The sequence below is a fragment of the Duganella sp. P38 genome (assembly GCF_050859475.1).
In the GTDB taxonomy this organism is placed as follows: Bacteria; Pseudomonadota; Gammaproteobacteria; order Burkholderiales; family Burkholderiaceae_D; genus Rugamonas.
The window spans coordinates 2,131,968-2,144,231 of sequence record NZ_CP193936.1 but is presented as its reverse complement, the minus strand read 5'-3'; the positions used below and the strand labels follow the sequence as shown (position 1 = coordinate 2,144,231).

Genomic DNA, 12,264 nt, shown 5'->3' with positions numbered 1-12,264 from the left:
CATGAAACCCGCAACCGCCGGCGGTCCGTACAAGGTGCCGCGACAACACAATGGCTTGCGCTCCGGCCTGCTGGCCGTGGCCATGCACGCCGTGTTGCTGCTGTTCCTGTGGATCGGCGTCAGCTGGCAAAACAACGACCCGGTCGAGGTCCAGGCCGAAATCTGGGACATGAAGGTGCAGGAAGCGGCGCCGCCGGCGCCCACGCCCGAGCCCGCCCCGGAACCGGAGCCCGAGCCGGAAGTGGTCAAGACGCCGCCACCGCCGCCAAAGGTCGAGGCGCCGCCAGAGCCGAAGGAAGATCCGGAAATCGCCCTCCAGCGCATCAAGAAGAAAAAGCTGGAAGAAGAAAAAGCTGAGAAGCTGGAACAGGCGCGCCTGAAGAAAGAGGCGGACGAGAAGCTGGCCAAGCTGGAAGCCAAGAAAAAGCCGAACAGAAAGCCAAAGAGGAAAAAGAAAAGGCCGAGGAAGAAGCCAAGGAAAAAGCGCTGGCCGAGAAAGAGAAGAAAAAAGCCGCAGCTGAAAAGCTGGCCAAGGAAAAAGCCGAGAAAGCCGCCAAGGACAAGGCCTTTGCCGCCGAGATGAGCCGCATCACTGGCTCGGCCGCCAAGGGCACGACCGGCACCGCCGCGCAATCGACCGGCGGCCGCGTCGACGGCGGTTACGCCGCCGCCATCCGCGCCAAGATCAAGAGCAATCTGGTCTACGGCTCGGACGATGACAGCCTGACGGCCAGCTACGTGATCACGCAGCTGCCGACCGGCGAAATCATCGGCGTGCGCAAGAGCAAAGGCAGCGGCTCGACCGCTTACGACAATGCGATTGAAAACGCGATTGCCAAATCGTCACCACTCCCGAAGAAAAAAGATGGTACGGTAGAGCGCGAAATTACCCTCGACTTCAAGCTGAAGGATATGCACTGATATGAAAAAACTGAATATGCTCTACACCGGCCTGGTCATCGCCGCCACCATGGGCAGCGCGCAGGCCCAGATGCGGATCGAGATTTCCGGCGTCGGCAGCAACCAGATCCCGGTCGCCGTGGCCGGCTTCGCCAACGAAGGCGTGTCGCCGCAGAAAATCTCGGAAATCATCAAGGCCGACCTGGAACGCAGTGGCGCCTTCAAGATCATCGACGCCGGCGTCATCAACGACGTCAACAACATCGACTACAGCGGCTGGAAAGCCAAGGGCGCCGACGCGCTGGTGGTCGGCACCGTCGACGCGCTGGCCGACGGCCGCTACGACGTGCGCTACAAGCTGCTCGACACCGTCAAGCAGGCCAAGATCTCCAACCTGGACAAATCGGTCACGGCCCAGTTCACGCGGCTGTCGGCGCACCAGATCGCCGACGACGTGTTCTTCAAGCTGACCGGCATCCGCGGCGCGTTCTCGACCCGCATCTCCTACGTCAAGCAGGACGGCCGCAACTACCAGTTGATGGTGGCCGACGCCGACGGCGAAAGCGAACAGCTGGCGCTGCGCTCGAACGAGCCGATCATCTCGCCGTCGTGGTCGCCGGACGGCACCAAGGTTGCCTACGTCTCGTTCGAACAGAAAAAGCCGGTGGTCTATGTGCAAAACCTGGTGACGCGCGCGCGCACCGTGGTGGCCAATGAAAAAGGCAGCAACTCGGCGCCGTCGTGGGCGCCAAGCGGCAACAAGCTGGCGATCGCCCTGTCGAAGACCGGCAACACCCAGGTCTACACCGTCAACGTCGACGGCAGCAACCTGCGCCGCGTCTCCAACAGCAGCGGCATCGACACCGAGCCGCAATGGTCGGCCGACGGCCAAAGCATCTACTTCACCAGCGACCGCAGCGGCGGCCCGCAAATCTACCGCATGAACGCCGACGGCGGCGACGCCAAGCGCGTCACCTTCGGCGGCAGCTACAACATCAGCCCGCGCGTCTCGCCGGACGGCAAAACGCTGGCCTACATCTCGCGCCGCGACGGCAACTTCCAGCTCTACGTACTGGACCTGGCCAGCGGCCAGGAGCAGCGCCTGTCCGACACCACCAGCGACGAATCGCCAAGTTTTGCCCCCAACGGCAAATACATCATGTACGCCACCCAGGCGGGCAGCCGCAAATCGCTGGCCGTGGTTTCGGTTGACGGACGTGTTAAGCAACGCCTGACCACTCAGGCGGGCAACATCAAGGAGCCCACCTGGGGTCCGTTCATGCAGTAATTGCGTTTCACTACTAGGAGAATCAATATGCGTAAACTCAGCAGCTTAGCTTTTATCGTCACCACCGCCGCCATCCTGTCCGCCTGCTCGTCGACCCCGATCGACGAAAAAAGCCGGCGCCAGTGGTGGAGCGTCCAGTCGACAAATCGGCCCAGGCCCAGCCTGACACCCGCACCGTGGCGCCAGTGGAAACCAAATCGCTGGACCCGCTGGACGATCCAAAAGGCGTGCTGGCCAACCGTAGCGTCTACTTCGACTTCGACAGCTACGCCGTGCGCGCCGACGGCAAGCCAGTGGTGGAAAACCACTCGGCCTACCTGGTCAAAAACAAAAACCGCCAGATCCTGATCCAGGGTAACACCGACGAACGCGGCGGCGCCGAGTACAACCTGGCGCTGGGCCAGAAGCGCGCGGAAGCCGTGCGCAAGGCGATGACCACGCTGGGCGTGCCGGAATCGCAGATCGAAGCCGTTTCGCTGGGCAAGGAAAAACCAAAAGCCACCGGCGCCAACGAAGAAGCATGGGCACAAAACCGCCGTGCTGACATCGTTTACAAATAATCAAAAGCACTACCTTTTTGCCGGGTCACAGGCATAATACGGGGCGGCGCGCGGATTTCACTCCGCGCCCCGCCCCGTTTTCCTTTTAGATTTGTGTGAAAGTGTCCGACATGAAGAAACTCTCCAAATCCGGCCTGAGCGCCGCCCTGCTGGCCGCGACGATCTGGCTGCCGCTGCAAGCCCATGCCGGCCTATTCGACGACGACGAAGCCCGCAAAGCCCTGCTCGACCTGCGCTCCAAGGTCGAAGCCATGCGCGCCGACCTGCAAGCACGTATCGACAACAAAGCCGACAAGGCCAGCACGCTGGACCTGATCAACCAGAACGACGCCACGCTGCAGCAAGTGAACCAGCTGCGCGGCCAGATCGAAGTGCTGGCCAACGAACTGGCCAACGCGCAAAAGCGCCAGAAAGACTTCTACGTCGACCTCGACACGCGCCTGCGCAAGCTGGAGCCGCGCGAAGTCACCATCGACGGCAAAACCGCCCAGGTCGACCCGAACGAGCAGCGCAGCTATGAAGCGGCCTACAAACTGTTCACCGCCGGCGACTACAAGGCGGCCGGCGTGGCGCTGCAGGAATTCGTCCAGCGCTATCCGGGCTCCAGCTACGCGGCCAACGCCCAATACTGGCTGGGCAACTCCTACTTCGCCCAGCGCGACTGTAAGGCCGCCATCGCCGCCCAGCAAGTGGTGCTGAAAAATTACGCGGACAGCCCGAAAGCGCCGGACGCCATGCTCAACATCGCCAGCTGCCAGACCGAGCTGAAAGACAAGGCGGCCAGGAAAACGCTGCAAGACCTGATCAAGCAATATCCGGACTCGACGGCGGCGGAGACGGCCAAGCAGCGCCTCGGCGGCAAATAATTACCTCCGGGTATTTGACAGCTGGGCAGGAGATCCCCTATAATCTCGCTTCTTTCGGGGGTCGTTAGCTCAGCTGGTAGAGCAGCGGACTTTTAATCCGTTGGTCGCAGGTTCGAATCCCGCACGGCCTACCATTCCGAAAGTGCCAAGGTTTCACACCTTTGGGTCGTTAGCTCAGCTGGTAGAGCAGCGGACTTTTAATCCGTTGGTCGCAGGTTCGAATCCCGCACGGCCTACCAAGAATAATCAAGGAAGCCCACGAATTTCGGTTCGTGGGCTTTTTTGTTTCTGGTCGCTCTCTGGTCACTACGGAGACTTGCGCAAGCAAGCCCCGAATCCTCCCCTTGGATCACATCTGACGCTACAAGCCGGTCCAATTAATGCCTGTCCCAACCCTGTCAGCTCGGTAAGACTGTAGGGCCTGATAGAACGTACTCCTCACTGCCCATTTTACGGAATCGTCTACCCTGGCCCCAGTCCAATGGTCTGGATGCCTCAGCCCATCTCTGACCTCGTATTTCCCGCCTCTGTTATTGGGATCAAGTGGAATACGAACCTCCAAGAAACCAATTCGGAATAAGAATCGCATCATGTCAGTTGGCGAACTGGGGTCAGCACATGCAGCCGTCGTTGGCCTCACGCCACCCGATCCAATTTGGCCATTGAGATGCTTCCGCAAATCAGACGTTGTCCACTCAAGACTATGCCCAGCGAATGAATGAAGGCATTGCGACAGATCACCGCACATGGAATCAAACTCATTTAAGAGATACTGCATCCGCTCACCAGAGAACTTTTCTTCCGCCCGCTTAATGTCCTCCAGGCCAAGTGGCAACGCCTTACTTCCTAACAAGGCGTATTGTAAAAATGTCTGAATGTCACGTGGGGTATACATCGTTCTCCGCAGAACGTAGGTGAACCCTTGCGACTCCGCAGAGTTATCCAATAAAACGGACGCCGGGAAAAAATCGTCCACAACGTGTCAAAAGATTCCCGCATTCGCGATCCCGGCACCTCGCCCAGCGCAATACTACAGGCCCCTGCTAACCTGCGATGAGCAAAATCCTTCAGATCTGTCGCCTCCCAGCGAAGCCAGGTTGGAAGCGAGACTTTATCGAGGTAATGCCAGCCGATTCGACAACGCAGCCAAAGGTCTTCACGTATCAAGAGAGAAATATTCGGCCCATCACGTCGAGAACTCAGCATATCAGCGGCTTCAATCGCCGCCTGAACATTTTGCACACCAAGTCGCTCCGCCCCACCCTGATTGGCCGTATTATCAAAATCATCAATGATTAGGCTACAGTTACTCGTCCGCAAAAGCTTTTCTACATGGTCGTCATGCAAACGGACCTTTTGAGCTGGGTCAATAGTGCGATCCTTGACCTGAGGGAACAGTCTTCGCATCCCAGATATCAGCCGCTCGCCAAAATCTTCAACCGCAAAGCCTTCAGCGACAGCCCACCGCCGAATTTCCACTTCAGCTTGGTCAACGAGAGGCTGCCCCCCAAGCTTCTTCGCTATACCTTTGAGGATTTCGTACGCAAATATCTTGTACCAGACAGAAACCGCAGCAGATCCGAATTTCTTCCGGATATCAAAATCGTTGATTGCCGAATCGACAAGTCTCTCCGCAGATGCGGAGAGAACGATATGGTTAGGTTTGCCATCATCACCTTGAACCACCCCAGACGCGCGCTCAGCAGCGATTCTTGCTGCCGACTTGCCGGATCCCTTTCGCCCAATCAGCAGTTGCGAGTGTCCAAGGTGAATGGTCCTCAGTGGACTTCTCTCAAGGAAAATCGAAGTTTCCCATTCCGGCCATAGATTGGAGTCCTTTTCGGCATCAGCTGCACCGATAACGTTAGGATTGCCACTCCAATATTTCCTGATTTTTTCGGTTTGGTCGGCAGTTAACATCGTTCTCCTCACAGGAAGGTTAGCAGTTTGTTAGATGCTAAGAATATCACGTTGCTCAGATGGAAGTATCGCACAATGTCACTGCCTCTCTTTATATGCATCCATCTCACCTAGTCCAATCCCTTATCACCCGCAGCTCGGACAGTTTCCCACATCCCAAGGTCAGCCGCTACCGGATCGACCGGAAATAGACCGGACGCGGCTCAGGTATTTCCCCCAATGAATTATCTCAAGCAATAAGCCAGGCCCGGCCTTGCCCATCGGAATGCACCCGCCCGGGCTCACACGCGATCCACGGATTCGAACTCCGCGTCTCCAAGTTAGTGATGGGCGTTGCGATCGCGCAAAGCAACTTGACCGGGCGCGGCATATTCTCGGCCGATACTCACGCCTAAGGACAAAGAGATGGAGCCTGACAAAACCAACGAAGACAAACTACTGTTTGAGCGCACGATGAAGTTGCTGGAATCCCAGATTTCCAGCGCGGGAGCGCATCTCACGATAGACACCAGGGCACGTTCGCTTTATACCCAGCAGATCAAAAACATGTCCGAGAAATTGCGCGCTGATGCGATTGCTCGCAGGATCACTTGGGCCGCTGCGGCGCGTGAGGCGCAGGAAGCCCGAAATCTGATCATGGGAATCATCCGGGCGCGCAGCACACCTGTTGGACGTGCTTTCGCCGAACACATGAAACAGAAGGGGTATTCCCTGAACCAACTGATCGCTCTCAAGACTGTAGAGCTGCACGGTGATCACGTTGTTTTCTCACGCCTATCGAACGCCAAACAAAATGCGATATATGCGAGCATAGTGACATCGGCTGGCAAATCGAATGCAGTTGTCACGCGAGCGATGCTGAGGCTTACTTATGCAGGCCGCGGGCTACTGTTTGTTGCGCTAGCCTTGTCCATCTACAATGTGGCCACTGCTTCTAATAAATTCACAGCATTTCAGAAAGAACTGGCCATCAACGGCGCAGGTGTCGCTGGCGGCATAGCAGGCGGCGCGGTGGCCGGTTTAGCCTGCGGTCCAGCTGCTCCGGTTTGCGTTACCGTAGGGGCGTTTGTAGGCGGCGCACTGGCAGCGTTTGGCACGAGTTTTATTTGGTAGCGCGTTTATGAAATTGACACATGCCGCAGATTACTCTACCAGAGTGATCACGCCTTCCGCATCAGACACGATACCGAAGAGCGAAATCTTAATTGCCAGCGTGCCGACCGGGATAATCATCGATGGTGCAGTGTTTGAAGCGGCATTACGATGGCACGACTATACCCTGCTGTTCCTGACCGATGATGTGCCATTTGAAGATACGCTGAACATTTATCTACTGGATGCAGCGCTTAGTATCGTAGACTGGGCGCGCATGTACTTCATGTACTCTACAGGTATTTTTTCGAATCTGGATTTGACGCAGAAGAACACGGTTCGTTTTTGTTTTTTTGCCGAGAAAACCTGGGTACTCAAGCTGTTTCCTGAGAAGATATTTGCCCTCCCACTCATTTCCGATCCGATAGGGGTGAGTCGGCCGCTAAAGTTTTTCCGCATGTTTCAGCTGGACAGCAACCCGCTGCCGCAAATATCGCAGACTGTCGCCCTGGGAAGCGCTTAGCGGATAAGGGCGAAACACACAATCACCCATTGCCTTACTCGCGGCGGTAGGGCTCCAGCCCACCTCGCCATAAAGGCGAGGCGCATACGGAGACCATGGAACGTCAGCATCAATAGCACACACCTAATGCTTTCTCCCATAATATCTTGCGCCGCGATCAAGGCCATGTCAGATCGTCTTCGCAGCGAGGTAGCCGTCGTTATGAAATTAATCCGCTCGCGTACCACGCCGGTAGCGCGCGCTTGGGTCCAGCGCAGGAAAGCAGAAGGCCGTAGCCTGATTGCCTTGATCGCCGAAAAGCCCAGAAGTTATACGGAAAAAATGCCGACTTCAACAAATTCTGCGGCATTTAAGCGGGACCTTCTCACGAACGCCGCTGGCATCGGCGGTAGCGGCTGGCGCGCTCGCAGGTTTGGCGTGCGGTCCTGGCGTGTCACAATAGGTCCGTTTGCCGGGGGCGTTCTCGCCGCTTTCGGCGTCGGCTTTATTTGGTAAGGCAAACCCGTGAGACTACTTTCGACTTCAGAGTTCGCAGCACGGATTTCATCTCCCTACACGGATACCGAACTCGCATCTTCAGAACTGCTGCTAGATGGATCAGCAACGGGTCTAATTGTGACAGGAGCGACACTAGAAGCGGCCGTAAAATGTGGAATGTCATTGGTGAAGAAGGCGATACGGTAGCCTTGCCGCTGAGAATTTATATGTTTGACGACAACATGACGCAGGTCGATGCGGCAGTGCTTTGCGTGATGTATTACACGGGTACTTTTGCAGAACTGGCCCTACATCCGCCGGACACACTTTCGTTTCGCTTCTTCGGCGGTATTGTCTGGCGCATGGTGCTCCTCAGCGAACAAGAGTTTGCCTTCCCTTTTTTGTCCGATCCGAGCGGCGTCAGTCGAGCCTTCAAGTTCTTCAGGCACTTCCGTGTTGAGGACAAGCCGTTGCGAGCAAAATCCCACGACAACTCAAGTCTGCCGGGAAAGCGCAGTGCTTAACAACGCGTCTTCGAATCCGGCCCTATCTGCGGCGCTGACCCGTGAACCAAAGGACGCTGAGGGAGGACTTTAATACAACGCGCGACGGCCACCAAGTTGCCAAAACATCCCAACCTGGTTAATAATGAGAATAATTCTTATTCGCATATTGTCCGATGTTGGCCGTCGCCCCCTCCTCCGCGCCCGATGTGGCAGAGATGTATTGCACGCATCGCAGCTGGCTGCACGCGTGGCTGCAGCGCCGTCTCGATGACAGCGGCGACGCCGCCGACCTCACGCAAGACACCTTCATCCGCGTTCTCACCAGCCGTCATGCGGAGGCGCCGCGCGAGTCGCGGGCGTTGCTGACGCATATCGCCAAGGGCTTGCTGGTCGATCACTGGCGCCGCCGCGATGTCGAGCGCGCTTATCTGGAAGCTGTCGCGCATTTGCCGGAGCCGCAGCAGCCGTCGCCGGAAACACGGTTGCTGCTGATCGAGGCGCTGATGGCGGTCGAGACGATGCTGGCCTCGCTGCCACCATTGACCCGTCGCCTGTTCCTGATGGCGCAGCTGGATGGCCTGACGCTGGCGCAGATCGCTGAACAGTCCGGCAAGCCGGTGATCACCGTGCGCCGCCACATCCAGCGCGCGCTGCTGGCTTGCATGAAAACCCAATAGCCGATGTCCGCCGCCATTTCCCCCGCCCTGCTGGAACAGGCCGCAGACTGGGTCATTACACTGCACTTCAGCGAACCAAGCGACAAGGATAAGCAGGACTTCGAGCGCTGGCGCAGCAGCAGCCCGGAGCACCAGGCCGCCTGGGCGCGCGCCGAGGTGATGCGCGGCAGCTTCGAACGCGTTTCCAACGGCATTGGCCGGCAAGCCTTGCAGGGATTGGATCAGCGTGGCAGGCGCGGCGCCGTTCGTGCGCTGGGCGCGGTGCTGCTGGCCATACCCGCCGGTTGGCTGGCCTGGCGACAGTTGCCGTGGCCGCAGTGGAGCGCCGATATCGCCACCGCCAAGGGCGAACGCCGCACGCTGGCATTGGATGACGGCACGCAGATTGTCCTGAACGGCAACAGCGCAGTCGATCTGGCCTTCTCCTCCAGCGAGCGACGTATCACGCTGCGCGCCGGCGAAATCCTGGTCAGCACGCATGCCGACCCGGTCCGGCCCGCGCGGCCATTCCTGGTGCACACAAAGCACGGCACGGCGCGGGCGCTGGGTACGCGCTTCAGTGCGCGCCTGCACGACGACCGCACCCGCATCGCCGTCTTCGAGCACGCGGTCGAGATCACGACCACCGGCCGCATCAAGCATTTGCTACACAGCGGCCAGCAGGCCAGCTTCGACGAGCAGGCCATCCTCGATACCGGCGCCGCCGATCCGAACGCGCGGCTGTGGGCCAGCGGCATGCTGGTGGCGCGCAATATGCGCCTGGCCGACGTGGTGGCCGAGCTGGACCGCCAACGCAGCGGCTTCCTGCGCTGCGACGCCGCCATCGCCGACCTGCGCGTCTCCGGCGCGCTGCCGCTCGATGATGTCGATGCCAGCCTGCGCACGCTGGCGCAGAGCCTGCCGATCCAGATCAACCAGCCGCATCATTACTGGACCGTGGTCGCGCCGCGCAAAAAATTCCAAAATAAGTGATCACTTTTCTTGCCTCGTCCGGCATAGGGAATGACAGCGTGCCTGCACACCCCATTCCCTTTGACTTCAGGATCGGCTTACCACATGAAACACACGCACCACCGCGCACCGACCATGCGCCTGACTACCCTTGCCTTCAGCGTGATGCTGATCGGCGCCGCCGCGCTGACCTTGACGCCGCAACACGCCCACGCACAGGAACAACAGGCTGTTCAGCAATACAGCATCCCGCCCGGCGCGCTGGGCGACGCGCTGGCCGAATTCGCCGCAGAATCGCGCGTTACGCTGGTGTTCTCGTCGGCCACGCTGCAAGGCAAGCAGACCAAGGGATTGCAGGGCAGGCACACGGTGGATGCCGGCTTTGAGCTGCTGTTGCAAGGCAGCGGCTACCGCGCCGTTCCGACCGGCAGTCGCGGCTACGCGCTGGTCGCCAGCCAGGGTGCCGACACGACGCTGGCGCCGGTGACCGTCAAGGCCGAGCGCAGCGCCGTCACCGAAGGTAGCGGGACTTATGTGGCGCACGCCGTCAGCATCGGCAAGATGACGCTGGCGCCGCGCGAGATTCCGCAATCGGTTTCCGTCGTCACCAGCGACCAGATCCGCGACCAAAACCTGGGCACCATCGCCGAGGCAGTGCAAACGGCCGCCGGCGTGCGCGCCGACAGCTACGCCGGCACCGAGCGCATCACCGTGCGCGGCTATTCGCTGGGCGCGCAGTTCGACGGCGTGCCGCAGGCCAATTCGCTGACTTATCTGCACAATGACGTGGCGCTGTACGACCGCATCGAAATCCTGCGCGGCCCGTCGGGCCTGCTGCAAGGCAGCGGCAGTCCGGCCGGTTCGATCAACTACGTGCGCAAGCGGCCAAAGGACGTGGCCGGCGTCGAGCTGGCCGCCTCGGCCGGCCGCTGGAACAACTACCGTGCCGAGCTGGACGCCACCGCGCCGCTGAACGCCGACGGCAGCCTGCGCGGCCGCGCCGTGCTGGCCTATCAGGACAAGGACACATTCCAGCAAGTCGGGCACATGCGCAACGAGGTGGCCTACGGCACGCTGGAGTACGACCTGACGCCACGCACCAAGGTCGGCCTGGCGCTAACGCATCTGGATTCGTCGCGCATCAACTTTTTCGGCCTGCCGACCTTCGACGACGGCCGCCTGCCCGGCCGCACGGCCTTCGTCGGCGCCGACAAGCCGGCCACCAACCAGCTCGATGAAGTGGCGGTCGATCTCGAACACCAGTTCGACAACGGCTGGAAAGCGCGCGCCGCGCTGTCGCGCAAGTCGGTCGATTACACCGGCTACGCCGCCTATGCGTGGCAAGGCATCGACCGCGCCACCGGCCGCGTCAACCTGTCGCTGGGGCGGGTGCAGACCGACAACGATTTCGACGGCCTCGACGTCAGCGTCGCCGGCCCGCTCACGCTGCTGGGCCGCACGCACACCGTGACGCTGGGCTACAACCGCGTCACCAATGACTACAAGGGCAATGTCAACTACGTGTCGGTGATGGACTGGGATGCGCTGCACGTGCACGACTTCGGTAGCCTGATCCCGGGCCGCAGCGCCAGCACCAGCAACGACTACATCAAGGAGTCCGGCCTGTACGGCGTGACCCGCATCAAGCTGGCCGATCCGCTGACGCTGGTGCTGGGCGGCCGCTGGACCGATTTCACGCAGAAGAACCGCAGCCTCGGCGCCACCGCCGGCAACTGGACCGTGGATGCGCGCGTGCGCAGCGAGTTCACGCCCTACGGCGGGCTGGTGTGGGACGTGTCGCCGCAGCTGACCTGGTACGCCAGCTACGCCGACACTTTCGCGCCGCAAACCGTGCGCGATTACACCGGCAAATTCCTCGACCCGCGCGTCGGCTGGCAGGTCGAAAGCGGCCTCAAGGGCGAGTTCCTCGACAAGCGCCTGAGCGCCACGCTGGCCGTATTCCGCATCCGCGAAACCAACCGCAGCATGGTGGACACCGATCCCACCCACATCTGCGCCGATTCCTTCGACGGCACGTGCAGCAAGGCCGCCGGCCTGGTGCAGAGCCAGGGATGGGAAGCGGAAGTGGTCGGCAAGCCGCTGCCGGGCCTGGACATCACCGGCAGCTACACCTACCTGCAAGCGAAATACCTGCGCGACGATGCCAACGCCGGCCTGCGCTTCGCCACCGACACCACGCCAAGGCACATGGCCAAGCTGTGGAGCCATTACACCTTCGGCGGCGCGCTGGCCGGCTGGAAGGCGGGCCTCGGGGTGCAGGCGCAAAGCGAGTTGTTTGTCGATGGCGGCTCGCACCAGGGCGGCTATGCGATCGTCTCGGCCAGCATCGGCTACCAGATCAATCCGCAGTGGAGCGCGCAGCTCACCGTCGATAACCTGGGCGACCGCAGCTATCTGCAATCGATAGGCGGGCGCACCTTCCACAATATGTACGGCACGCCGCGCAGCGCGCTGCTGACCGTGCGCGCCGCGTTTTAAACGAC

At 60.0% G+C, this 12,264-nt stretch carries 12 protein-coding genes, 2 tRNA genes and 1 pseudogene; 13 read left to right on the top strand and 2 right to left on the bottom strand.

Translation table 11 applies throughout. The features are described 5' to 3' along the window. Nucleotide 1: 1 nt before the first annotated feature. The 7 genes and pseudogenes from ACRQ5J_RS09815 (at nt 2) to ACRQ5J_RS09785 (ending at nt 3,853) form a co-directional block, all read left to right on the top strand. Nucleotides 2-583 carry a hypothetical protein gene (locus tag ACRQ5J_RS09815; RefSeq protein ID WP_432382971.1) on the top strand — a complete coding sequence of 194 codons (582 nt, stop codon included), beginning with the start codon at nt 2-4 and terminating at the stop codon, nt 581-583. Further along, nucleotides 475-921 (top strand): annotated as a pseudogene (tolA, locus tag ACRQ5J_RS09810) (cell envelope integrity protein TolA); the annotation flags it as partial. The gene ACRQ5J_RS09815 and the pseudogene tolA, both read left to right, overlap by 109 nt. A gap of 1 nt (nt 922) precedes the next feature. Beyond that, entirely contained in the window at nt 923-2,188 is a 1,266-nt protein-coding gene (gene tolB / locus ACRQ5J_RS09805) for a Tol-Pal system beta propeller repeat protein TolB (RefSeq protein WP_432382969.1), read from the top strand. Nucleotides 2,189-2,313: 125 nt separating this feature from the next. Then, nucleotides 2,314-2,748, top strand: a complete 435-nt coding sequence (gene pal / locus ACRQ5J_RS09800) for a peptidoglycan-associated lipoprotein Pal (RefSeq protein WP_432382967.1) — start codon at nt 2,314-2,316, stop codon at nt 2,746-2,748. A 110-nt stretch (nt 2,749-2,858) separates the two neighbouring features. Further along, nucleotides 2,859-3,614 (top strand): tol-pal system protein YbgF, encoded by a 756-nt coding sequence (gene ybgF, locus ACRQ5J_RS09795; protein WP_432382965.1) that lies wholly within the window; start codon nt 2,859-2,861, stop codon nt 3,612-3,614. Between the two features lie 58 nt (nt 3,615-3,672). Further along, nucleotides 3,673-3,748 (top strand) — tRNA-Lys (locus ACRQ5J_RS09790). A gap of 29 nt (nt 3,749-3,777) precedes the next feature. Beyond that, a tRNA-Lys gene (locus ACRQ5J_RS09785) sits at nt 3,778-3,853 on the top strand. 122 nt (nt 3,854-3,975) lie between these two features. Here ACRQ5J_RS09785 and ACRQ5J_RS09780 read toward each other — a convergent pair. Both ACRQ5J_RS09780 and ACRQ5J_RS09775 read right to left on the bottom strand, forming a co-directional pair. Continuing rightward, nucleotides 3,976-4,560 carry a P-loop ATPase, Sll1717 family gene (locus ACRQ5J_RS09780; protein WP_432382963.1) on the bottom strand — a complete coding sequence of 195 codons (585 nt, stop codon included), beginning with the start codon at nt 4,558-4,560 and terminating at the stop codon, nt 3,976-3,978. Further along, nucleotides 4,461-5,534 carry a hypothetical protein gene (locus ACRQ5J_RS09775; protein WP_432382962.1) on the bottom strand — a complete coding sequence of 358 codons (1,074 nt, stop codon included), beginning with the start codon at nt 5,532-5,534 and terminating at the stop codon, nt 4,461-4,463. Before ACRQ5J_RS09775 ends, ACRQ5J_RS09780 begins: the two co-directional genes overlap by 100 nt. A gap of 405 nt (nt 5,535-5,939) precedes the next feature. Here ACRQ5J_RS09775 and ACRQ5J_RS09770 point away from each other — a divergent pair, with 405 nt between their 5' ends. The 6 genes from ACRQ5J_RS09770 (at nt 5,940) to ACRQ5J_RS09745 (ending at nt 12,259) form a co-directional block, all read left to right on the top strand. Next, entirely contained in the window at nt 5,940-6,647 is a 708-nt protein-coding gene (locus ACRQ5J_RS09770) for a hypothetical protein (RefSeq protein WP_432382960.1), read from the top strand. A 7-nt stretch (nt 6,648-6,654) separates the two neighbouring features. Continuing rightward, entirely contained in the window at nt 6,655-7,149 is a 495-nt protein-coding gene (locus ACRQ5J_RS09765) for a hypothetical protein (RefSeq protein WP_432382959.1), read from the top strand. Between the two features lie 647 nt (nt 7,150-7,796). Beyond that, nucleotides 7,797-8,150: a hypothetical protein gene (locus tag ACRQ5J_RS09760; RefSeq protein ID WP_432382958.1), complete on the top strand. Its 354-nt coding sequence runs from the start codon at nt 7,797-7,799 to the stop codon at nt 8,148-8,150. Nucleotides 8,151-8,347: 197 nt separating this feature from the next. After that, on the top strand, nt 8,348-8,809 hold the full coding sequence (locus ACRQ5J_RS09755; RefSeq protein ID WP_432382957.1) for a sigma-70 family RNA polymerase sigma factor: 462 nt from the start codon (nt 8,348-8,350) through the stop codon (nt 8,807-8,809). Between the two features lie 3 nt (nt 8,810-8,812). After that, nucleotides 8,813-9,781: a FecR domain-containing protein gene (locus ACRQ5J_RS09750; RefSeq protein WP_432382955.1), complete on the top strand. Its 969-nt coding sequence runs from the start codon at nt 8,813-8,815 to the stop codon at nt 9,779-9,781. A gap of 84 nt (nt 9,782-9,865) precedes the next feature. After that, the gene (locus tag ACRQ5J_RS09745) at nt 9,866-12,259 is read left to right on the top strand and encodes a TonB-dependent siderophore receptor (protein WP_432382953.1); all 2,394 of its coding nucleotides are present in this window, start codon (nt 9,866-9,868) and stop codon (nt 12,257-12,259) included. The last annotated feature ends 5 nt before the right edge of the window (nt 12,260-12,264 follow it).

Bases quoted from the DNA above. Each gene is read 5' to 3' on its own strand.
- ACRQ5J_RS09755 (WP_432382957.1), top strand. From the start codon at position 8,348: ATGTATTGCACGCATCGCAGCTGGCTGCACGCGTGGCTGCAGCGCCGT.
- ACRQ5J_RS09815 (WP_432382971.1), top strand. From the start codon at position 2: ATGAAACCCGCAACCGCCGGCGGTCCGTACAAGGTGCCGCGACAACAC.
- ACRQ5J_RS09760 (WP_432382958.1), top strand. From the start codon at position 7,797: ATGTGGAATGTCATTGGTGAAGAAGGCGATACGGTAGCCTTGCCGCTG.
- ACRQ5J_RS09775 (WP_432382962.1), bottom strand. From the start codon at position 5,534: ATGTTAACTGCCGACCAAACCGAAAAAATCAGGAAATATTGGAGTGGC.
- tolB (WP_432382969.1), top strand. From the start codon at position 923: ATGAAAAAACTGAATATGCTCTACACCGGCCTGGTCATCGCCGCCACC.
- ACRQ5J_RS09765 (WP_432382959.1), top strand. From the start codon at position 6,655: ATGAAATTGACACATGCCGCAGATTACTCTACCAGAGTGATCACGCCT.
- ACRQ5J_RS09770 (WP_432382960.1), top strand. From the start codon at position 5,940: ATGGAGCCTGACAAAACCAACGAAGACAAACTACTGTTTGAGCGCACG.
- ACRQ5J_RS09750 (WP_432382955.1), top strand. From the start codon at position 8,813: ATGTCCGCCGCCATTTCCCCCGCCCTGCTGGAACAGGCCGCAGACTGG.
- ACRQ5J_RS09745 (WP_432382953.1), top strand. From the start codon at position 9,866: ATGAAACACACGCACCACCGCGCACCGACCATGCGCCTGACTACCCTT.
- ybgF (WP_432382965.1), top strand. From the start codon at position 2,859: ATGAAGAAACTCTCCAAATCCGGCCTGAGCGCCGCCCTGCTGGCCGCG.